The organism is Rouxiella sp. S1S-2 (genome assembly GCF_009208105.1).
Lineage (GTDB): Bacteria > Pseudomonadota > Gammaproteobacteria > Enterobacterales > Enterobacteriaceae > Rouxiella.
The window spans coordinates 3437025-3457397 of the sequence record NZ_WFKL01000001.1 but is presented as its reverse complement, the minus strand read 5'-3'; the positions used below and the strand labels follow the sequence as shown (position 1 = coordinate 3457397).

At 52.8% G+C, this 20373-nt stretch carries 19 protein-coding genes; 7 read left to right on the top strand and 12 right to left on the bottom strand.

The window, feature by feature from the left end:
• Positions 1–55: 55 nt before the first annotated feature.
• The 5 genes from GA565_RS15910 to GA565_RS15890 all read right to left on the bottom strand — a co-directional run bounded on the left by GA565_RS15910 (position 56) and on the right by GA565_RS15890 (position 4998).
• Positions 56–835, bottom strand: coding sequence for a (S)-acetoin forming diacetyl reductase (locus tag GA565_RS15910; RefSeq protein ID WP_152199299.1), 780 nt, complete (start codon positions 833–835; stop codon positions 56–58).
• Between the two features lie 167 nt (positions 836–1002).
• On the bottom strand, positions 1003–1437 hold the full coding sequence (aroQ, locus tag GA565_RS15905; protein WP_152199297.1) for a type II 3-dehydroquinate dehydratase: 435 nt from the start codon (positions 1435–1437) through the stop codon (positions 1003–1005).
• Between the two features lie 8 nt (positions 1438–1445).
• A complete protein-coding gene (locus GA565_RS15900) occupies positions 1446–2276 on the bottom strand; it encodes an amidohydrolase (RefSeq protein ID WP_152199295.1) in 831 nt (276 codons plus the stop codon).
• Positions 2273–3538 carry a gallate dioxygenase gene (locus GA565_RS15895; protein ID WP_152199294.1) on the bottom strand — a complete coding sequence of 422 codons (1266 nt, stop codon included), beginning with the start codon at positions 3536–3538 and terminating at the stop codon, positions 2273–2275. The genes GA565_RS15900 and GA565_RS15895 overlap by 4 nt, the downstream gene beginning before the upstream one ends.
• 80 nt (positions 3539–3618) lie before the next feature.
• Positions 3619–4998 carry an aromatic acid/H+ symport family MFS transporter gene (locus tag GA565_RS15890; RefSeq protein ID WP_152199292.1) on the bottom strand — a complete coding sequence of 460 codons (1380 nt, stop codon included), beginning with the start codon at positions 4996–4998 and terminating at the stop codon, positions 3619–3621.
• 408 nt (positions 4999–5406) lie between these two features.
• Here GA565_RS15890 and dapF point away from each other — a divergent pair, with 408 nt between their 5' ends.
• Positions 5407–6252 (top strand): diaminopimelate epimerase, encoded by an 846-nt coding sequence (dapF, locus tag GA565_RS15885; RefSeq protein ID WP_152199291.1) that lies wholly within the window; start codon positions 5407–5409, stop codon positions 6250–6252.
• Positions 6253–6300: 48 nt separating this feature from the next.
• Here the strand turns inward: dapF and GA565_RS15880 are convergent, their stop codons facing one another.
• Positions 6301–7101 (bottom strand): SDR family oxidoreductase, encoded by an 801-nt coding sequence (locus GA565_RS15880; protein ID WP_152199289.1) that lies wholly within the window; start codon positions 7099–7101, stop codon positions 6301–6303.
• Positions 7102–7211: 110 nt separating this feature from the next.
• Here GA565_RS15880 and GA565_RS15875 point away from each other — a divergent pair, with 110 nt between their 5' ends.
• Entirely contained in the window at positions 7212–7580 is a 369-nt protein-coding gene (locus GA565_RS15875) for a MerR family transcriptional regulator (RefSeq protein WP_152199287.1), read from the top strand.
• A gap of 29 nt (positions 7581–7609) precedes the next feature.
• Here GA565_RS15875 and GA565_RS15870 read toward each other — a convergent pair whose 3' ends face one another.
• Genes GA565_RS15870 through GA565_RS15855 form a run of 4 tightly spaced genes read right to left on the bottom strand, consistent with a single transcriptional unit; the run spans position 7610 to position 11904 of the window.
• Positions 7610–8548 (bottom strand): ROK family protein, encoded by a 939-nt coding sequence (locus tag GA565_RS15870; RefSeq protein WP_152199285.1) that lies wholly within the window; start codon positions 8546–8548, stop codon positions 7610–7612.
• Positions 8545–9411, bottom strand: coding sequence for an ABC transporter permease (locus GA565_RS15865; RefSeq protein ID WP_152199283.1), 867 nt, complete (start codon positions 9409–9411; stop codon positions 8545–8547). Before GA565_RS15865 ends, GA565_RS15870 begins: the two co-directional genes overlap by 4 nt.
• Positions 9411–10331 carry an ABC transporter permease gene (locus GA565_RS15860; protein WP_152199282.1) on the bottom strand — a complete coding sequence of 307 codons (921 nt, stop codon included), beginning with the start codon at positions 10329–10331 and terminating at the stop codon, positions 9411–9413. The genes GA565_RS15865 and GA565_RS15860 overlap by 1 nt, the downstream gene beginning before the upstream one ends.
• A gap of 34 nt (positions 10332–10365) precedes the next feature.
• On the bottom strand, positions 10366–11904 hold the full coding sequence (locus GA565_RS15855; RefSeq protein ID WP_152199280.1) for an ABC transporter substrate-binding protein: 1539 nt from the start codon (positions 11902–11904) through the stop codon (positions 10366–10368).
• Between the two features lie 198 nt (positions 11905–12102).
• Here GA565_RS15855 and GA565_RS15850 point away from each other — a divergent pair, with 198 nt between their 5' ends.
• The 4 genes from GA565_RS15850 to hemB all read left to right on the top strand — a co-directional run bounded on the left by GA565_RS15850 (position 12103) and on the right by hemB (position 17627).
• Positions 12103–13248: an ROK family transcriptional regulator gene (locus tag GA565_RS15850; RefSeq protein ID WP_152199279.1), complete on the top strand. Its 1146-nt coding sequence runs from the start codon at positions 12103–12105 to the stop codon at positions 13246–13248.
• Positions 13249–13251: 3 nt separating this feature from the next.
• Positions 13252–14691, top strand: a complete 1440-nt coding sequence (locus GA565_RS15845; protein WP_152199277.1) for a M81 family metallopeptidase — start codon at positions 13252–13254, stop codon at positions 14689–14691.
• A gap of 17 nt (positions 14692–14708) precedes the next feature.
• On the top strand, positions 14709–16520 hold the full coding sequence (locus tag GA565_RS15840) for an ABC transporter ATP-binding protein (RefSeq protein WP_152199275.1): 1812 nt from the start codon (positions 14709–14711) through the stop codon (positions 16518–16520).
• A 126-nt stretch (positions 16521–16646) separates the two neighbouring features.
• On the top strand, positions 16647–17627 hold the full coding sequence (gene hemB / locus GA565_RS15835) for a porphobilinogen synthase (protein WP_152199273.1): 981 nt from the start codon (positions 16647–16649) through the stop codon (positions 17625–17627).
• 53 nt (positions 17628–17680) lie between these two features.
• Here the strand turns inward: hemB and GA565_RS15830 are convergent, their stop codons facing one another.
• The gene (locus GA565_RS15830) at positions 17681–18235 is read right to left on the bottom strand and encodes a shikimate kinase (protein ID WP_152199272.1); all 555 of its coding nucleotides are present in this window, start codon (positions 18233–18235) and stop codon (positions 17681–17683) included.
• Positions 18236–18360: 125 nt separating this feature from the next.
• Here GA565_RS15830 and GA565_RS15825 point away from each other — a divergent pair, with 125 nt between their 5' ends.
• The gene (locus tag GA565_RS15825) at positions 18361–19035 is read left to right on the top strand and encodes a hypothetical protein (protein WP_152199270.1); all 675 of its coding nucleotides are present in this window, start codon (positions 18361–18363) and stop codon (positions 19033–19035) included.
• Here GA565_RS15825 and GA565_RS15820 read toward each other — a convergent pair.
• Entirely contained in the window at positions 19024–20304 is a 1281-nt protein-coding gene (locus GA565_RS15820; protein ID WP_152199269.1) for an MFS transporter, read from the bottom strand. The genes GA565_RS15825 and GA565_RS15820 overlap by 12 nt on opposite strands.
• Positions 20305–20373 lie beyond the last annotated feature (69 nt).

Below are 20373 nucleotides of genomic sequence, written 5' to 3'. Positions count from 1 at the left end.
GACCTGCATTCCTTTGCGGCACACAGGTCGATTGAGTCGAGGAGGGTAAACGGGATTAGTTGAACACCATGCCACCGTCAATCAGCAGCGACTGGCCGGTCATGTAGTCCGAGTCGGCGCTCGCCAGATAAGCAACGCAGCCAGCCACATCCTCCGGCTCTGAAAGGCGTTTCAGCGTGATGTTTTTAGCGAATTCCTGGGTGCCGTAACCTACAGGTTTACCCGCTGCCGCAGAAACTTGACGGTCGATCTCTTCCCACATCGGCGTTTTAACAATCCCAGGGCAGTAACCATTGACCGTGATCCCTAGTGGCGCCAGGTCGCGCGCCGCAGTTTGCGTCAAACCGCGAACGGCAAATTTACTGGAGCTATAAATGGCCAACTCAGGGTTACCCACGTGGCCCGCCTGAGAGCAGGCATTAATTATTTTGCCGCCGTGGCCGAGAGATTTGAAGGCTTTGACCGCCGCCTGAATACCCCAGATAACGCCTTTGACGTTGATGTTATAAACTTTATCAACTATTTCAGGCGTAATGTCTTCAATGAGCGTTGTAGGGGCAATACCGGCGTTGTTAACGATGACGTCGAATCCGCCGAGCTGTTTGGTCGCAGCCTCGACGGCAGAGAATACCTGTTCGCGGTTAGAAACATCCGCGACGTGGGCGATAGCTTTACCGCCCGCGTGGTTGATTTCTTCCGCCACTTTTTTTGCCGTCTCGGCGTTAAAGTCCACAACCGCAATGGCAAAACCCTCCTTTGCCAAACGCAGTGCAATTGCACGTCCGATACCCTGACCGGCACCTGTTACTAAAGCCACTTTTCCATTGTTAGACATACCACTATCCCCTTTAATGTGTTGAGTCTTTTTTCAGGTGCTACGCGCAAGGCATAGAGCTGACGTGCTCATTGCCGTTGCGTGAGCTCAGGTCAGGTTTACGCTCCTCGTTAAAATTGTTCAAATGTTGTTAACGGAGATTAACTGTTTATTGATCTAAACCAGGTTTACAGGCTAAGTGCTGCTTTTCTAATCGCATATTCATATCCCTGAATGCCAAATCCGCAAATTACCCCCACGGAAATATCAGACAGGAATGAATGATGACGGAAGGCGTCGCGTCGGTGAACATTGGTGATATGTACTTCATATAAAGGCACATTTATCGCTGTGACGGCGTCACGTATTGCCACGGAGGTGTGTGTCCAGGCGGCAGCATTGAGCACCAGTGCGTCGGCATCACCACGGCATGACTGAATTTTCTCGATCATTTCCCCTTCATGATTAGTCTGGAAAAACGCGATCTCGACGTTGCACTCTTTACCGGTTTTATGGCACAACGCCTCCACGTCGGCGAGGGTGTCGCGGCCGTACGTTTCCGGCTCACGCGTGCCCAGCAGGTTGAGATTACAGCCGTTAAGTACCACAATTTTGCGTTGCATATATTTCCTTAATCCTTAAATCCGAACAAATGTTTTGGCGTTTCCCACATGATTTTTTGCTGCGTTTTTTCATCAGGGAAAAGCTGCTCAACCAGCATCAATAATGTGCCTAAATCCATACGGTGCTCGGCGCGCAGAAACGGCCAGTCAGACCCCCACATACAGCGCTCTGCGCCAAATGCCCCAAGCAGCGCATGCTGATAGGCATGGCCATCCGGGTAGGGAAAAGGCTGTTTGCTAAATTTCGACAGGCCGGAAAGTTTGACCCAGCAGCGCTCGCTCTGTGCCAGTGACAGCAGGGCCTGAAAGGCGGGTTGATGCAGTCCGGCACTGACGTCGGGACGACCTGAATGGTCAAACAGCAGCTTCGTTTTGCAGCGCGCGAGCATGGGCATTAGCGCCAGCAGTTGCTCATTCTGCACCTGAATGGCGGCAAACATGTCCAGCTCCGCCAGTTTGCCCATCATGTCGTCAAATTCGAGAAAAGGGGCAACGCCGAGCATCGCCACGTTGAGCGCGATACCGACTACTCCGGCCTGTTTCAGTTCTGCCAGCCGCGCAAGGCTGCAGTCGAAAGGCACCACGGCTATCCCTCGAAAATGCCCGCGACCTTTTTCAAGCGCATCCAACAGACAGCGACTGTCGGTGTTGTAACCGGAGGTTGGCCCAACAATCAACGAGTGGCGAATGTTATAGGCCTGCATCACGGCCTGGTAATAGTCCACGGTGGCAATTTCATGCCCCTCCGGGCGATATGCGGTCTCCGGGATATACGGAAAGTTGAGCGGATCAAAAACGTGGTGATGCGTGTCGATCTTCGGCTGGTCGAAAATGCTCATGCCTTGGCTTTTCCTGATACTGAATAAAGAACCTGCTGATTACGCGTTTTCTGGAACTCCTCCAGCGTTTCACCGCGCATCGCCGAGTAAATGTGCAGGTTAGATACGCCCACTACGGCCCCCAGTTTTTCCAACAGGAAGAAGCTGACACCATATTGAATCATGGCGCGCCAGTCGAGACTGCGCAGCATCAATTGTTCATCGCTGGTGAGTTTGTTCTCTTCAAACATTGTCTGCTGCTCTACGAGGAAGCGTTCACGCCAGGCGGGTTGGATCATTCGATGCAGGAAGCGGTTGATACGCAACGCTTTCAGGCTGCGTGCCTGGGTGAACGGATACGTTCCCGGCAGTTTTTCAACGCCAGCCATCTGCAGGGCGATTTTATCGCGCTGGCGCTGCTGCACATCTACCGGCGCTTCGCGAGATTTATTCTCCAGCACCAGCGTGGCGATGCCGGTCATTGACGGCAGATAATAGGCTTGATGCAGTTTTTCTACATTGGCGGACAGCGCACCGCGCATCACCAGCCACATGATCTCTTCTGATCCTTCCATTCCGCTCAGCGTGGCGTATTCGGCAAGGGTCATTTCTGTTAATCGCTCAGGGTCGTTAATCAGCATATCGACGAATTGGTCGTCCCATTCCGGATTGTTAAACCCGCAGCGTTCGCCGTGAACCTGATGTGATACGCCGCCGGTTGCGACAATCGCCACGGTCAGGTCTTCGGGAAAGCTTTCAACGGCGCGGCGCAAGGCCTGGCCGAGTTTATAGCAGCGGCGCGCGGTGGGAATAGGGAACTGCAACACGCCAATTTGCAGCGGAACGATCTGCGTAGGCCAACCGCTTTCGGTATGCGGCATCAGCGCTGAAAGCGGCGAGAACAGGCCGTGGTCCAACGGTTTGTCCATAAAGAACGACATATCAAACTCGTCGGCCATCAGGCTGGCACCAATGTGTTGCGAAAGGGCCGCGTGTCCCTTAACAGGGGGCAAATCGCGCGGGCCGCCGCCTTCATCCGCTACGTCATAGTGATCGTCAATCCCTAGCGTAAAGGCCGAATAGTGGTCAAAGAAGAACGAGGTTACGTGGTCATTGAATACATACAGAAGTACGTCGGGTTTTTTCTCGTCCAGCCACTTTTGCATTGGCGCGAAGCTGTCAAAAATAGGCGACCAGGCGCTTTCCTGTTGTTTGTTATGATCGACAGCGAAACCGATAGTGGGAGTATGTGAAACCGCTAATCCGCCAATAATTCTAGCCATTTATTTACCTCTTTTGCCTCAGTTTGTAGAGTCTGAAGGTGTTCCCTTCATCACCTTTAATTTATTTTTTAATCAATGAATTAACGAACATTCATGGTGCGCGACAGCGCTGGAATATCATTTAGGTCAATGCCTTTGATCATTTCGGGCGGGTGTGCCGGTCGATGCATCAAAATACTCAGGCCTGCCAGCAGTGCCGGAAGGGCCAGAACCAGGAAAATAACGTTTTGACCGGAGAACAAGCCAAGTAAAATCCCGCCGGTGGAAGAGCTGATAATGGCCCCAGTGCGGCCAATACCGTGCATCCAGCACACGCCGGTAGCGCGCATTTCGGTGGGATAAAATGCGGGAGAGAAGGCCTGCAGTCCGGTTTGTGCACCGTTAATACAGACGCCGCTGAAGAACACCAGCACGGCCAGCGCGGTGGCACCGAAGTTGCCGATCCCTTGCGTCAGCAGACAGCCCATGCCGACCATATAAAACAGCGCAATAACGCGACGCGCCTTGAACTTGTCCATCAGTCCCCCCACCATCAGTCCGCCAAAAGTGCCGCCAAGCTGGAATAAACCGGCAACAATGGCGGCGCGCTCCAGTGAGAAACCGCTGTTACGCATAATGGTGGGCAGCCATCCGTTAAGCAGATAGATAACGAAAAGACCCATAAAATAGGTCAACCACAGCACCAGCGTTCCCTTGGTATAGCCTTTGGTGAACAACTGTAATACCTTGGCTTTTTTCTGAATCACTGGGGCTTTGAGCACAAATTTTGTTTCACGGGTAAACACACCGCCCGCGCGTCGTAGGACTTTTTCAATTTTCTCTTTGGCGACGTTGCGCACCACCATGTACATCGCCGATTCAGGCAAAATCCACATCAGCAGCGGCAGCATCAGTAAAGGGACAACCCCGCCGGCGAACAGCACGGCTTTCCAACCAAAGTGCGGCAACAGACCGGCGGCAATAAATCCCCCGGCACCGGAACCGATGTTGAAACCGCTGTACATGACAGTGATCATCAGACTGCGGCGGCGTTCGGGCATATATTCTGAAACCAGCGTCACGGTATTAGGCATCACGGCACCAAGACCTAAGCCAGTAAGAAAACGCAGAATAGCCATTTCCATCGGCGTGCGTGCGAAGGTACTTAACAGACTAAAGGTGGCGAAACACATAATTGAAATCAGCAAAATTCGTTTGCGGCCAAAGCGGTCGGCATAGGGACCCGCAACCAGTGCGCCGATGGCTACACCGAACATCGCCGCGCCTAAAATCGGCCCCATTGCGCCGCGACCCATTCCCCAGTCTTCCATCAGAGCGGGAGCAATAAAGCCCATGACGGCGGCATCGTAGCCGTCAAACATGATAATGATGAAACACAGCGACAAAATCAGCCACTGGTAGCCCGAAATAGAGCGGGAATCTATCCAGCCTTTTACATCGACAATACTGTTCTGACTCATAGGGTATGCTCTCTATTTTTTTTATTAATATGTGATCGGATTAAAACTTTCTAAAAAATTAATGTTTTTTAAGTCGTTGCATCCATGCAGAGAGTAAGAAATATTAAAAGATTTTTTATTTATTAAACAATATGTTGTATTTATTATTGCCTTTGGCTGTTTAACCACGTTAGGGGCTGTAAAGCATAATGTCAGCCATAAAATCGTTATCGAGGTATGATTTTTATTTATAACGATGTTTTCTGGTGTCGAAAAATGATCGGCTGTTTCAAACGTGAAATCAGTGAATGAAAAAGGCGGTGAAGCGTTGGAAGAGCGAGCGCTTCCGAGGATTTACGCGGTGGTGTATTCTTTTAACATTCCTATTAATATTGTTATTAACATCCTTTATTACAGGCAGAGCTGACTATGCATTCCTCTCTTTTTCATCGCTATCATGGCTTAGGTAATGACTATCTGGTTTGTCATCACAGTGTGGCGGCACAATTTTCATTGGAGCAGATAAGCCGTATTTGCGATCGCAATTATGGCATTGGATCCGACGGCCTCCTGATCGATATCGATGATGAAGAGGTTCCGCGTGTGCGAATCATTAATCCGGACGGCTCGGAAGCTGAAAAAAGCGGCAATGGCCTGCGTATTTACGCGCGCTACCTTTTCGATATTAAAAGAGTGGGGCATGCGCCATTTCTGGTTAACACGCTGGGCGGGCAGGTGAGCTGTGAGGTGACTGAGGGCGCGCATCAGGTGATTGTCGATATGGGACAGGCCAAGTTTTCACCGTCTGCGCTGCCTGCACACGTTGACGGTGAGCAGATGCTCGACCAGCCGCTGGTGGTGGCAGGACATAGCCTGAATGTTACGCTGGTTTCGATGGGCAATCCGCATTGCGTCGTGCGCGTTGAAAAGCTCGATCTGCAGTGGGTGCATCAACTGGGACCGCTGATTGAAACGCTGGCTATTTTTCCCAAGCGTACCAACGTGCAGTTTGTTGAAGTGATTGATAGAGAAAATATCAACATTGGAATTTGGGAGCGGGGCGCAGGTTACACGCTAGCATCAGGCAGCAGCAGCTGTGCTGCCGCCAGCGCAATGCGCAAACTTGGATTAGTCGATGATAACGTGACCGTTACCATGCCTGGAGGTCAGTTGGCCATCTCCTTCTCGGGAGATTTTATGGTCAATATGCGCGGGCCGGTGCAAAAAATTGCCGAGATTACTCTCGACGCCGACTGTTTCTATGATTTGAAGTAAGCTCTTTTGCCCCTTATTTCAAGGATGAGGGGCAAATAATGAATACGCTCAAACCCTCATGCTCTTTGGTCGCAGCATTTTTTCGGCGATGATTAAGATACGCCTACGGGTCACCCACCTCTGCAGTTGGCCTAACAGCCAGTTACTGCACCCGGTAATGACGTAACTGCGGTTTTTATCCAGCGCTTTCAGGCCAATATCAACCACGGTATTCGCCGACATCCTTTTCCCAACCGCAGCTTCTTCAGCATTGACCACGTCAAAAAATGCCGTTTCGGTTGCGCCGGGACAAAGCGCCAGCACGCGTACGCCGCGCTGTCTGTTTTCAGCCCATAGCGCTTCTGAAAAGGCGAGGAGAAAAGCTTTAGTGGCACCGTACGTCGCCATATAAGGGTCCGGCTGCATGGCGGCGGTTGAGGCCACGTTAATGATTGCACCGCCGCCGCGCTTAATCATTGCTGGCAGCAGCGCGTGGGTCAGCGCCAGTGGAGTCAGGCAGTTAATGCGGACTTCTTCCTCCTGCCGCTCAAGTGCGATGTCTTCAAAGACGCCATAGGTGGCGAAGCCTGCGTTATTGACCAATATATCCGGTGAGATAGCGAGTGCATTTAGCCGTTGAATAAGTTTGGGGACTGCATCAGGGGCGCCAAGATCCTGCACAATAACGACAGCGGCGACGCCGTGATTTTTTGTGAGCCTGTCGGCCAATGCCTCTAGCCTGGTCTGCGTGCGGGCCACTAAAATAAGTGCAACGCCGCGCGCCGCCAATTGCTCGGCAATAGTGAGCCCAATACCCGATGATGCGCCGGTGATGAGTGCGGTTTTTCCCGAATAATCGAAAGATTTCATGTCTGTTTATCCTGTTTGCTAATATGCTGAAAACAGGATAAACCGTTGATGTGAGTCCACGGTCAAGCGCCTAGTGTTAAATGCATGGCGACGTTTCAGAGAGGGTGAAAATGAGAATCGGTGAATTATGTGCCAAGGCCGGACTGCCGCGTGACACGGTGCGTTATTACGAACGTCAAGGACTGCTGGAGAAAATCCCGCAGCCCAATGTCAGTAACAACTATAAAGTTTATTCTGCCGTCGATTTACAGCGCTTAAAGATGATTAAGCACGCCAAAATGCTGGGCTTTACCCTTTCAGAGATTGGCGATGTTTTGGCTGTTTGGGTTGATGACGCGTTCAGCGTTGAGCAAAAACGCGCCAGCCTTGCACGCAAATTATTGCAGATTGAAGAGAAAGAGCGGGCGCTGGTGGCGTTGCGCGCGGGGGTTGTCAACGCGCTCAATAAAATCGGCCAGCCCTGTGACGATACCTTTTAAGGTTTGATTTTACATCGTGTAAACCGGACTCAGCGTTGACGACCTAAAACCGAGGCACCGACCAACCCCCCCTGATTCACATACTTACCCGGTACCAGCAGCGGCTGCGGGTATTTATGCAGGGTCTGCGTTCGCAGCCGTTGATCGAGTGCGGTAATCAAGGGCGTTACCGTTGCCAGCCCGCCGCCGACCACCATTTTGGACGGCCCAATAATGTTGACCAGCAGCGCCAGAGGTTCGCTGACCAGTTGCAACCAGACTTCCAGCGTTAAGGCACACTGAGAATTGCCCTCTTGCCAGCCGCTAATAATTTGATGGCTGCTGTGGCTTAACTGATGAAGCTCAAGGTGCAGCCTTTCCATGCCGCGTGCGCCGCCGAACATGTCGAGGCAGCCCGTTTGACCACATCCGCAGAGCAGGCGCGGCAGGGTAACACGCTGACCATCGACGAGCAGTTCAGTGCGGGTAATAGCCCCGTGTCCCCATTCGCCGGCAACGCCGCCGTGGCCGCGAACCAGTTGGCCGTTAATCACAATGCCACCACCCACGCCGGTACCGAGAATAACGCCAATCACAATTGGCAGCCCCTGACCCTCACCCACGTGCGCTTCTGCCAGTGCGAAACAGTCGGCATCGTTTGCCACGCTGACTTTGCGCTTGAGAATTTGCGTCAATTCTGCGGCAAGATTGTGTCCGGCAAAGGCTGGAATATTGGTCGCCATCACTTCGCCACTTTGTGGTGAGACCAGCCCGGCTGTGGAAATGGCCAGCGGCGTATCGGCGGGCAAACGAGTACCGTGATTCGACAACAAAGTTTGCAAGGCCAGTACAAATTCGTCCCAAGAGTCAGCAGGCGTCGGCAGTTTCGCCAGCTCGGTGACCTCGCCCTGCTGACGAGAGAGGCCAAATTTAATAAATGAACCGCCGATATCGGCACAAAATACCGCGGAGCCAGTGTTAACCATCATGAACGCTTGTCCAGTAAGTCGCGCAGCCCGTCGCCCAGCACATTAAAGCCGAGCACGGTCAGCATAATTGCCAGACCGGGGAACAGCGAGAGGTAGATATTTATGCCGAGAAAGTTTCGACCATCACTCATCATTGTACCCCATTCCGGCATCGGCGGCTGTACGCCCAAACCAAGAAATGACAGGCTGGCCGCCGCCAAAATGACAGTACCGGCGGTCAGGGTAGATTGCACAATAATCGGCCCAATAGCGTTGCGCAAAATATAGTGCACCACGATCCGATACCAGGACAGACCCAATGCCTGTGCAGCCTCAACGTATTCCATACGCTTCAGGCCTAGCGTCAGGTTGCGGCTAAGACGGGCATAAACCGGAATGGCAAACAGCGAGATAGCAATCAGCAAGTTGATCAAACCGCCGCCGAGAATGCTGACCACCAAAATCGCCAGCACGATGCCTGGAAAAGCGAACAGCATGTCCATCACCCACATAATAACCATATCAACGTAGCGCCCTGCCATGCCGGAAAGTACGCCCAGAGGAATGCCAATCAGCATCGCCAAACCCACGCTGAGCAGCACTTCCAGAATGGATATGCGCGCACCATAAATCACCCTCGCGAAAATGTCACGACCATAGTCGTCGGTGCCAAACAGGTGATCGGCGCAAGGGGGCAATAGGGTATCAAGCAAATCCTGAGCATAAGGATCGTGACCGGTTATCCACGGCGCAAGCAGCCCGGCAATAACAATAACGGCAATGATCAGCCCGCCAAAAGTAATGCTCGGATGCCGCCACAGCCAGCGGAAGAACAGAGTAGTGCGGCTTTTTTTACGCGCCGCCACGGCTGCCAGGGTACTCATTATTCAAACCTTATTTTCGGATTGAGCAGGGCGATGAGCAGCTCACCGAGCAGGTTCATCACCACGACGCCGCAGACGGCGACCAGCGCCACGCCCTGAATCACCGGATAATCGCGATAGCGCACGGAGTCCACCAGTAAACGGCCGATGCCGGGCCAGTTGAATACTGACTCCGTCACCACCGCGCCGCCGACCAGACTGCCGAAGTTGAGTGCCACAATAGTGACTATCGGGATCAGCGCATTGCGAAACGCATGACTGCAATAGATGTTCATTGCTGACAACCCCTTGGCCCGTGCGGTGCGGATGTAGTCCTCCGACAGTACGTCGAGCATGCTCGAACGGGTCATTCTGGCCATTACCGCCATCGGCAACACGGCAAGAGTGACCGAGGGCAGAATATAGCTCTTCCACGACGACGCGCCGAGCAGCGGCAGCCAGCCAAGCTGAACTGAAAACGTGTTCATCGCCATCAGGCCCAGCCAGAAGTTAGCAATCGACGCACCGGCAATTGCCAACAGCATCACGCCGTAGTCAGGCCAGCGGTTGCGATAAATCGCCCCCATCATGCCCGCCGGTACGCCAATCACAATCGCCAGAAAATAAGCCAGCACCGCCAGCGCCAGCGTATAAGGCAGGCGCTCGCCTATCTCCTGCGTCACCGGCTGCTGGGACTGAAGTGAAAGCCCAAGATTACCGTGCAGCACGTCGCGTGCAAAGTGCACGTACTGAGTGACCAACGGCAGGTCCAGCCCCAGCCGCACACGCATGTGATCGACGGCCTCCTGCGTGGCCTCGGGACCGGCCATCATGCGCGCGGGGTCACCCGGTAGCGCGCGTATCGAGACAAAAATCAGCATCGATACGCCAATCAAAATGACCGGAAAGGCCAGCAGTTTTTTGGCTAAATAGGCTTTCATGCCGTTTCCTACAGTTAAGTGCGTCGTTAACTCTTTATTTGTGCGCGTCTTTTACGATGACGTTTCCGCCGGGGATCATCCAGACGTTAGACACGCCCGCGCCGGTGGCATACAGGTCGTTCTGATAGTAGAGCAGCACCTGAGGAGCCTGAAGATTAATCTCCTGCTGGGCCTGGACATAGAGCTGATTACGGGCGTTAACGTCGAGCGTTGAGGCTGCGGTATCGAGCAGGTTATCGAGTTTTGCATCGCTAAAGAAGCCAAGGTTGGCCCCGCCCGGCGCGAAACTGCCGCTGTAGTAAAGTGGTCGAAGCTGCAGGTCTGCGCCATTTACGCCCGAAGACCACGAGGCGAGAATGGCGCCGGTGCCGTCGGCTTTTTTACCGGCCTGATCGGCAAAGGCGGCCTTGGTCCACACGCCGCTTTCCATCTGGCGCACGTCAAGCTTCACGCCAATCTTGGCCCACATACTTTGCAGCACCTGACCAATGCGGGCATCAGCACCTTGAACGGCAATAGACATTGAGAAACCGTTGGGATAGCCCGCTTCTTTCAACAGCGCCTTGGCTTTTTCAACGTTCAGCGGATAAGGATTGAGCGTTTTGTCATAACCCGGGGTTACCGGTGCCAGCGGGGAGTTAGCCGGAGTGGCGAAGCCGGACATGATTGCCCGCACTAAACCGTCGCGGTCGGTGGCGAAGTTAAGCGCCTGACGCACGCGTACGTCGTCGAGCGGTTTTAACTGAGTGTTTAAGGCGACCCAAAACACTGACGCGCCCGGACTTTCGTGCAGCTTAAATTTAGGGTTGTTTTGCAGCTGTTTGGCAAACTGTGGCGGCACCGGGTTAATCACGTCGGCTTCACCGGCCTGCAGCGCCATATTCATCACGGATGATTCCGCACTCCAGGTCCACTTAATATCCTCCGGTCCAGCCGACTTGCCCCAGTACCCCGGGTATTTTTCTTCCAACACGTATTCGCCGGTTTTGTACTGCACCATTTTGTACGGGCCGGTTCCTACTGCTTTACTGTCCAGCGTGCCAGATTTATCGGCGGTTGGGCTGACCATTAAGCATGCGCCGGTGGTCAGTAGATTGAGAAAAGCCGGATAAGGTTTTTTCAGCTTGAACACCACGGTTGCGTCATCAACCTTGGTCACGCTGTCGATAAAGGTGCGTAAACGTCCGCTGGCGGCCAAACCGCGCTTCACATCAAGATGACGGGCAAAGTTGGCGACGACCGCGTCGGCTTTAAAAGGTGTGCCGTCGTGGAAAGTCACGCCGCTGCGCAGTTTGAAGGTCCAAATCAGTCCACTGGCGTCGCTGCTCCATGAGGTTGCCAATGCAGGCTCGAGCTTCAACTCGGGAGACATCTTCAGCAGGCCTTCATACATCGGATCAAGTACGGTAGCGGTAAAGGTGGCGGTTTGGTTGCCGGGATCCATGCTGCGCGGCGCTTCGTTTTGCATCACCGTCAGCGTGGCAGCGTGAAGAGGGGCGGCGATGGCGCTGAGCAATGCACAGCCCAGCAGCGTTAAACGTCGCGAAGAACTCATGGTTTTGAAACCTTTCATAGATTTTCCTCTGCCAATGTTGCGGTGAATTCGAAAACGGCCTAAAGCGCATTCTCTACAATCTGCGCTTATTTATTTCATATGAAATGCTTATGTTTCATTATTTAGTTAATTTTGTGAACTAATTGGCATTGATATATTCATCTTATAAGTTTAATGTCAAGACAGATTAGCCAAAAATGAGAGCGCTGAAACGGAATGTTAAGTTCATTACAACGGCAAATATTAGGGGCGATTAATTCTGCTGAAGGCCTGAGCCGTACTGAATTGGCGCAGTTGTGTGGCCTGAGCAAAGCGGCCATTGGCGGTGTGGTGCGGGAAATGCTCGACGCCGGATATTTACAGGAATCGGAAACCGTTAATGGACCGGGTCAGGGAAGGCCGTCGGTTCGGTTGATGCTGCGTCCCGAAGGGGCCTATTTTGTCGGCGTGTCGCTGCTGCAAGACCCCGCACAGATGGCGCTAATTAATTTACAAGGTGAAATAATTGCCCGCGCCGAATTTGTACTCAGCCGCGAACCTGAACTGCTGGCTGAAAATATCGCCCACGCCTTGCCAGACCTGCTTGAAGGACAGAGCGATGCAGCGGCGCGATTAATCGGCATGGGCGTGACGTTATCGGGATTTATTGATGAGAATCAGTCGATTTGCGTCCAGTCGGCGCTGCTTGGCTGGCGAGATGTGCCGCTGGCGAAGCTGATTGCGGCGGCGAGCGGACTGGATGTGTTCATTGAAAATGACGCCAAAGCGCTGGCGGTCAGCGAGAAACGCTTTGGTCAGGCGCGAGACCTCGACACCTTCACTCTGGTAAGCCACGGCGCAGGCATTGGCAGCGCTCATTTTATTGCCGGGAAGTTGCATCGCGGACTGCACGGCGGCGCGGGTGAAATTGCCCACTGTACTCTGGAGCTCAACGGCACCCCCTGCCGCTGCGGCAAACGTGGCTGCCTCGACACTATTGCCTCACTGAACGCCATTATGGAAATGGCCCGTGAGGAGGGGCTGATTTTGACCAGCCTCGCCGAACTGGAACAGTTGGCCACGAGCGGATCAGCAGCGGCAATCCGAATTTTGCACCGCGCAGGCTCGGCGCTGGGGCTGGCGATTGCCCACCTTATTCAAATTATCGACCCGAGCCTGATTCTCATTGCCCATCAGCAGGGAGCATTTGGCGGCCTTTTAGGCACAGTGGTTCAGCAGTCGATTGAAACAAACGTGTTGCCCGGATTCGCCGGACTCACGCCGGTTAACACTTTTCCTATCAATGACGATACCTGGGTTCGCGCCGCGGCAAGCATTGCAGCCCATCGTTTTCTTGACGGACCTGAAAATCAACTGAGGTAAACAATGCGTATAGCTGTCAGTGGCATTCACATTGAATGCAGCACTTATAATCCTGTTCTTAATGAAGAAAAAGATTTCCGCATCGTGCGCAATGAAGCGCTGCTGGCCGCTCCGTATTTTGCTTTTTTACAGGACTATCCAGCGACCTTTTTGCCGACCGTTCACGCGCGTGCGATTGCCGGAGGACCGGTTTCTCGCGCCACCTATGAGATGTTTAAAGCAGAAATGCTGGCCGGACTCGAAGCCCATAAACCTTATGACGGCCTGTATTTGGCGATGCACGGCGCGATGTACGTTGAAGGCATGGAAGACGCCGAAGGTGACTGGATAACGGCGGCGCGTGAGGTGGTGGGGCCAGATTGCCCGATAAGTGTCAGTTACGATTTGCACGGCAACGTTTCGCAGAAAATCATTGATGCCATTGATATGTTTTCGACCTACCGCACCGCGCCGCACATTGACGTTGAAGAGACAATGCGTCGCTCGGTGTCGATGTTGGTGAAGAGTCTGCAAACCGGCGTTAAACCTACGCTGCTGTGGGTGCCGATACCGGTGGTGCTGCCGGGCGAGCGCACCAGTACCGAAGACGAACCGGCAAAAAGCCTTTATGCACGTTTGCCCGCGCTGGATGACATTGATGGCATATGGGACAGTTCGCTGATGGTGGGCTATGTTTGGGCCGATGAGCCACGCGCCACGGCGGCGGCCATTTTTACCGGCACCCGCCGCGATGTGTTGGAACAGCAGGCGCTAAAACTGGCGCAGGCTTACTGGGACGTGCGGGAAGACTTTGTTTTTGGGTGTAAAACCGACATGCCGCAGGACTGCGTGCGTGACGCGATAGCCAGCGAAACGCATCCCGTGGTGTTGGCCGATTCGGGTGATAACCCAACCGGTGGTGGCGTGGGCGATCGCGCCGACCTGCTGAGCGAACTTATCGCGCAGCGCGCAACCGGCGTCATCGTGGCCGGAATTACTGACCTTCCAGCAACCGATGCGGCTTTTGAGGCCGGTGTGGGGGCGTCGTTAAGCCTGACTGTCGGCGCATCGCTGGACCCTTCTAGCCCGCAGGTTAGCGCCGAATTTACCGTGCTGCGCCTGGCCGACTCCGCTCATGTAGCCGACAGGCAGGCGGTGCTGCGCATTGACGGCATTGACGTCGTGGTTTCGGCGCGCCGCAGGCCTTATCACAACATTGCCGATTTCACGCTGCTGGGGCTCGACCCGCAACAGGCAAAAATCGTGGTCGTGAAATCAGGTTATTTATCACCAGAATTGGCCCCTATTGCCCATCCAAATCTGATGGCGCTGTCCAACGGCGTGGTCGATCAATTTGTTGAACGCCTGCCGCGTCACCGAAAAACCGTGCCGACTTTCCCGTTCGACAGGGATTTTACCTTCACCGCTGAAATTCACCTGTCGGCCCGTTCGACTGCTAACTGATATAAAGGATCAATACCATGGCCTCTGTGCAGCCCGTGTTAAAAGTAGAGAATCTGACCACTTCTTTTCAGGGAGACGACGACTGGCTGCCGGTGGTGCGTAATTTATCGTTTGAGGTCTATCCGGGAGAAACGCTGGCCATTGTCGGTGAGTCTGGCTCGGGTAAAAGCGTGACGTCGCTTTCAATAATGCGGCTGCTCAAGGCGCGCACCAGCAAAATCGAGGGCGTTATTACCCTGAATCAGCGCGCGCTGACCGGGCTGTCCGAGAAGCAGATGCGTGAGGTCCGTGGCAATGAGGTCGCGATGATTTTTCAGGAGCCGATGACCTCGCTTAATCCAACCTTTACCATTGGTCGCCAGATTGCCGAAACGCTGAAAACACATCGTGGCATGGGCAAAAAGGCGGCGCGTGAAGAGACCATCAGGCTGCTGGAAAAAGTGCGAATACCGAATGCCAGCGCGCGATTTGACGAGTATCCGCATCAGTTTTCCGGCGGCATGCGCCAGCGCGTAATGATTGCCATGGCGCTAGCGCTAAAGCCAAAACTGCTGATTGCTGATGAACCCACCACTGCGCTTGATGTGACCATTCAGGGGCAGATCCTCGACCTTATCAAAACTCTGCAGGAAGAAGAGGGCATGGCGGTGCTGTTTATTACCCATGATATGGGGGTGGTGGCCGAAATTGCCGACCGCACGCTGGTGATGTACCGGGGGGAAGTGGTTGAAAGTGGGGAAACGGCGAGCCTTTTTCTGCACCCGCAGCATCCCTATACTCGGGCACTGCTGGCCGCGGTGCCGCGTTTGGGTTCGATGCGCGGCCGTGAACATCCGCTGCGTTTTCCTAATATCGATATGCAAACTGGATTGGCCAGCGAACCCCGCGAGAGCCTGATCAACGTTGATGCCGATAAAACCCCGCTGCTGTCGGTGAAAAACCTCAGCGCCCGTTTTCCGGTGCTCGGCGGCATTTTTGGTCGTCCGGTTGGGGCGGTTCACGCGGTGGAAAATATCAGTTTTGATTTGTTCGCAGGTGAAACCCTGTCGCTGGTGGGTGAGTCGGGCTGTGGAAAATCAACCACTGGTCGCGCCGTTACCCGCTTACTCAAGCCCCACGGCGGGCAGATAAATTTTGACGGGTTTGACGTCATGAATCTGAGCAAGCCGGAGCTGCGCAAGATGCGCCAACGGATACAGATGATCTTCCAGGATCCGTTTGCCAGCCTTAATCCGCGAATGAAAATTGGCGATGCGCTGATTGAGCCGATATTACAGCATGGCCTGGCCGGAAAAGCGGACGCGCTGGAAAAAGCCGCCGCATTAATGAATAAAGTTGGGCTTTCGCCAGATATGATGCGCCGCTATCCGCATGAGTTTTCCGGTGGTCAACGTCAGCGCATCTGTATTGCTCGCGCCTTGACGCTGGACCCTAAAGTGATTGTGGCCGACGAATCTGTTTCGGCGCTCGACGTGTCGGTGAAGGCGCAGGTGATCAATCTGCTGCTGGATTTACAAGAAAGCATGAACCTTTCTTATCTGTTTATCTCTCATGATATGGCGGTTGTCGAGCGGGTGAGTCATCGGGTGGCGGTGATGTATCTGGGTGAAATTGTTGAAATTGGCCCGCGTGCCGCCATCTTTGACCACCCGCAGCATGATTACACCCGCAAGCTGATTGCCTCGGTGCCGGTGCCTGATCCGGCTCGGCGCGGTATTAAACGACATCTGCACGTCGATGAGTTGAAAAGTCCGGTGCGTCCGCTGGGCTTTGAACCCCTGCCGCGTAATTATCAGCAGGTCAGCGAGGGCCATTGGGTATTGGCATAACCTCTGTGGGGGATTAAGCGGAAAGTTGCTACGTAAAGATAAATAATTCATCTTTGATTGGGTTAAAATAAGCGCCAATAATCGTGTGTATCTATTGTTAGAAATATCGCTTTTGCTGGAGTTGTCATGTCAAATCAGTTCCCAAGTTTACGCCCTCGTCGCCTGAGACAGTCTGATTCTATGCGTGCCCTGTTTCAGGAGACTGAATTCAGCGTTAACGACCTCGTTCTGCCTATCTTTGTCGAAGAAGAGACGTCCGAATATACCGTGATTGAAACCATGCCGGGTGTTCTGCGTATTCCTGAGTCGAAACTGGCTTATGAAATTGAGCGCTATGCTAAGGCCGGTATCCGTTCGGTAATGACTTTCGGTATTTCTCATCATATGGATGAGACCGGCAGTGACACCTGGAACGAAAACGGTCTGGTGGCGCGTATGGCGCGCATCTGTAAAGACACTGTGCCTGAAATGATTGTCATGTCTGACACCTGTTTCTGTGAATATACCTCGCACGGTCACTGCGGCGTGTTGCATGACCATGGCGTCGACAACGATGCTACTCTTAAAAATCTGGGCAGACAGGCGGTCGTTGCCGCCGCAGCGGGCGCGGATTTTATAGCACCGTCTGCGGCTGCCGATGGTCAGGTACAGGCCATCCGCCGTGCGCTGGACGAAGCCGGATTTATCGATACTTCCATCATGGCGTATTCAACCAAGTTTGCCTCTTCACTCTACGGACCGTTCCGTGAAGCGGGCGGCAGCGTGTTGCAGGGCAATCGTAAAAACTATCAAATGAACCCAATGAACCGCCGCGAAGCCGTTCGTGAGTCATTGATGGACGAATACGAAGGTGCCGATGCGCTGATGGTTAAACCTGCAGGTGCTTATCTGGATGTGATCAGCGACATTCGCGCCGCTTCTCGCCTGCCTTTGGCGGCTTATCAGGTCAGTGGCGAATACGCGATGATCAAATTTGCCGCGCAGGCTGGCGCAATTGATGAGCGGAAAGTGGTTCGTGAAACGCTGGGCGCCATTAAACGTGCCGGTGCCGATATTATTCTGTCATATTTCGCGATGGATATTGCCGAGAACGGCGTCGATTACTAGTTTGCGTCACGCATTGCCGCGACATTTTCTTGAAATAGGGCCTGACTTTTACGTCAGGCTTTTTTTGCTTCTTCGTGCTTGAGAGCAAAGCGGGAAATATAGTCATCGGCCTGACTGTGGGACCGTAAACGAATAAACGTTACGCCATCATTGGGCAGTGATCCCATCAGTTTTTGATACTGCCGGCGATTCTTAAAAAATGTTTTCAGGGTCCAGAGAATAATAGAGTCACGACTTAGAAAGCTCTTGCGAAAAGTTTCACGATTGCCGGTTCCTGCCCAAATTTCTTTGCCGCTCCACAAGCGCTGTACGGCACGTTTTACCGCCTGAAACAGGGTTCGTCCAAAGCTGTAATCCACCCATATAATCGTCTCGACGTTGCGCCACTTAATCGGCTGTGTACGCTTGTAGTTGCCGTCTAATACCCAGGCAGGCTGCGCCAATGCTTGCTCTAGCTTGGCAAAAAGTTCAGCGTCACTGCTTTCACCCCAGTTTGCTTTCCAGTAAAGCGCGTCCATTTCTATATAAGGCACGGCTAACTTGTGCGCTAACGCTTTGGCAAATGTTGATTTACCGCTGCCGCTGGTGCCAATCACGTTGATTCTCACGAAAGACTCCTGAAGGGTTTACCCTTTAAAAATAGAGTAATGATTGAAATTTAATAGAATCAAAATTAATCGGGGAAGTATCGTACAGGTATTGTGACTCTAAAAGAATAAGCTCAGGAGTAAAAATGGATAACTGCTTAAATAACGTGAGTTCTACACGGCCAGTAAGTCTCTCTATTGAGAACATTACCGCACCTGCGGTACCTATTAGGCTGGCCGTTATCAATCGAGTTGCCAATAGTGACAAATTACCTGCTATTGCTTCAGCATCTTCTGACATTCCTCAACCCATAATTTCACCTTTTTTACCGCCTTCAGCCCATAATAGAAACCGACATCACCCTTATACTGTGCCAAAAGAGCCAATATTAAAGCGACCTTTACCCACTGGCACACTGGCGTCCGATAATACCCCACATGAAAATTTAGCGGCTTTAGAGTCAACCTCCAAAAAGAGGCCGTGCTGGGCTTCTGTTTATTCACACCCTTTTAATGTAAACAACGCGTCGAATTTTTTAAGAAAACCGCTGGCAGAACGTTTTGGCATTTATGACGCGATGGACCTGATGGTCAGTGAAATTGAGCGTCAACAAGCCCATCCAATTGTTAATATTCGCCATGAAGTCAGGACAATATGCGTAGCATTTGCTATGGAGATACCGATTTATGATGAACGTGTCGTGCGCGATATAGCCCGCAATAACCCGACGTATTTTGAGCCATTGAATCACGCCGCACGACATTTTATTTATGCTTTTATCCGACAGCAAGAATTGCTGACACCAAAATCATGGCGTTGATTCAACATTTTTAATCGCAACTGCGGGGACTTTATGGTGCCCAGGCTGCTCGACTTTCACCAGCAGCGTTAGTACTGCCGCCACCAGATAAAGACCGGTGTAAACCCATACTACGCCGACAATGTCGAAGAACGGCAGCACTATTGAGGCAATGGCGGGCGCGACAAAGTTGCTCAGACCGGCTGAAAGATTATAAATCGAAATGGCTGCGCCTTTGTGCTTTGGCTCGAGAACCGGAAAAACGGCAGTCATCGGCACAAACGCTGCCACGGTGATGCCGAGCATGACGGCGGGAACCAATGCCATCCAAAAGTTGTGACCAAAATGCATCGGCAGATAGTAAAAAGCCAGGCTGGAGATAGCGCAGCCGATACAACCAAACCAGCGCACCTGACGCAGCCAGCCAATTTTCTCGCCAAGAATGCCCCACATTATGTTGGTAAAAATAGTCACGAAGAAGAACACGGCCCAAATTTGCAGCCACTCTGACATGCTAAATCCAAGGCGGCCAACAAACAGCATCGGCATGATTACCGCGAATCCAAACAGTGAAAGGGTGTTGATGATGCGGATCATGCATGACATAAAGATATGCTTGTTGGTGAATAGAATCGTCACCGCACGCGTTAATTCGGTGAGCTTTTCCCTCGGCGTCAGGTTCGCTTTTTCACTGACAGTACCCACGTTGCGCAGCAGCGTCAGGGCCATGATCCCACCCATGGCGACCCAGGCAATCGCGAACCACAGCGTGCCGGTTTCGCCAAACATCGGGATAGTAAAGCTAGGCAAATAGCTGCCGATACAGCCGATACCAATCGAGTACATGGCCCAGAACCAGCCCATCGCTGAAGAGAGCTGCTGCTTGGGAACCGTTTGCACCACCAGCATCACGAACGAGTAGATAAACAGGGGATACGCCAGCCCGCGAATACCATAAAACAGCAGCATCAGCGGGTAATTCTTCATCCCTAATCCAAACAGCATAAACAGGGTGTGCATGACTATCCACAATATAAAGCCAATGCGCATGGCCTTCTGTGGGGTAATAATTTCAGCTACTACGCCGGAGCTCCATGCCGCCACTGCCGCGGCCAGACCATAGACGGTGAACACCATCGCCGACTCGGCGGGGGTGAATCCCATGTCAGTGATGTGTTTTGACAGAAATGCCATTTCAAAGCCGTCACCGCTCATAAACACGGCGATAGCGATGTATCCCCACAGTAAATTAAGCGGCAAGCCAAACCAGTGGGCCTGTTTATTTTGCATAGCATGCTCCTCTGAGAGAGCGCTGCTCTCTCAGTTGTAGGTTAAGTTCGAGGTAAACGGGGTGTGATA

Bases quoted from the DNA above. Each gene is read 5' to 3' on its own strand.
- GA565_RS15910 (WP_152199299.1), bottom strand. From the start codon at position 835: ATGTCTAACAATGGAAAAGTGGCTTTAGTAACAGGTGCCGGTCAGGGT.
- aroQ (WP_152199297.1), bottom strand. From the start codon at position 1,437: ATGCAACGCAAAATTGTGGTACTTAACGGCTGTAATCTCAACCTGCTG.
- GA565_RS15900 (WP_152199295.1), bottom strand. From the start codon at position 2,276: ATGAGCATTTTCGACCAGCCGAAGATCGACACGCATCACCACGTTTTT.
- GA565_RS15895 (WP_152199294.1), bottom strand. From the start codon at position 3,538: ATGGCTAGAATTATTGGCGGATTAGCGGTTTCACATACTCCCACTATC.
- GA565_RS15890 (WP_152199292.1), bottom strand. From the start codon at position 4,998: ATGAGTCAGAACAGTATTGTCGATGTAAAAGGCTGGATAGATTCCCGC.
- dapF (WP_152199291.1), top strand. From the start codon at position 5,407: ATGCATTCCTCTCTTTTTCATCGCTATCATGGCTTAGGTAATGACTAT.
- GA565_RS15880 (WP_152199289.1), bottom strand. From the start codon at position 7,101: ATGAAATCTTTCGATTATTCGGGAAAAACCGCACTCATCACCGGCGCA.
- GA565_RS15875 (WP_152199287.1), top strand. From the start codon at position 7,212: ATGAGAATCGGTGAATTATGTGCCAAGGCCGGACTGCCGCGTGACACG.
- GA565_RS15870 (WP_152199285.1), bottom strand. From the start codon at position 8,548: ATGATGGTTAACACTGGCTCCGCGGTATTTTGTGCCGATATCGGCGGT.
- GA565_RS15865 (WP_152199283.1), bottom strand. From the start codon at position 9,411: ATGAGTACCCTGGCAGCCGTGGCGGCGCGTAAAAAAAGCCGCACTACT.
- GA565_RS15860 (WP_152199282.1), bottom strand. From the start codon at position 10,331: ATGAAAGCCTATTTAGCCAAAAAACTGCTGGCCTTTCCGGTCATTTTG.
- GA565_RS15855 (WP_152199280.1), bottom strand. From the start codon at position 11,904: ATGAAAGGTTTCAAAACCATGAGTTCTTCGCGACGTTTAACGCTGCTG.
- GA565_RS15850 (WP_152199279.1), top strand. From the start codon at position 12,103: ATGTTAAGTTCATTACAACGGCAAATATTAGGGGCGATTAATTCTGCT.
- GA565_RS15845 (WP_152199277.1), top strand. From the start codon at position 13,252: ATGCGTATAGCTGTCAGTGGCATTCACATTGAATGCAGCACTTATAAT.
- GA565_RS15840 (WP_152199275.1), top strand. From the start codon at position 14,709: ATGGCCTCTGTGCAGCCCGTGTTAAAAGTAGAGAATCTGACCACTTCT.
- hemB (WP_152199273.1), top strand. From the start codon at position 16,647: ATGTCAAATCAGTTCCCAAGTTTACGCCCTCGTCGCCTGAGACAGTCT.
- GA565_RS15825 (WP_152199270.1), top strand. From the start codon at position 18,361: ATGGATAACTGCTTAAATAACGTGAGTTCTACACGGCCAGTAAGTCTC.
- GA565_RS15820 (WP_152199269.1), bottom strand. From the start codon at position 20,304: ATGCAAAATAAACAGGCCCACTGGTTTGGCTTGCCGCTTAATTTACTG.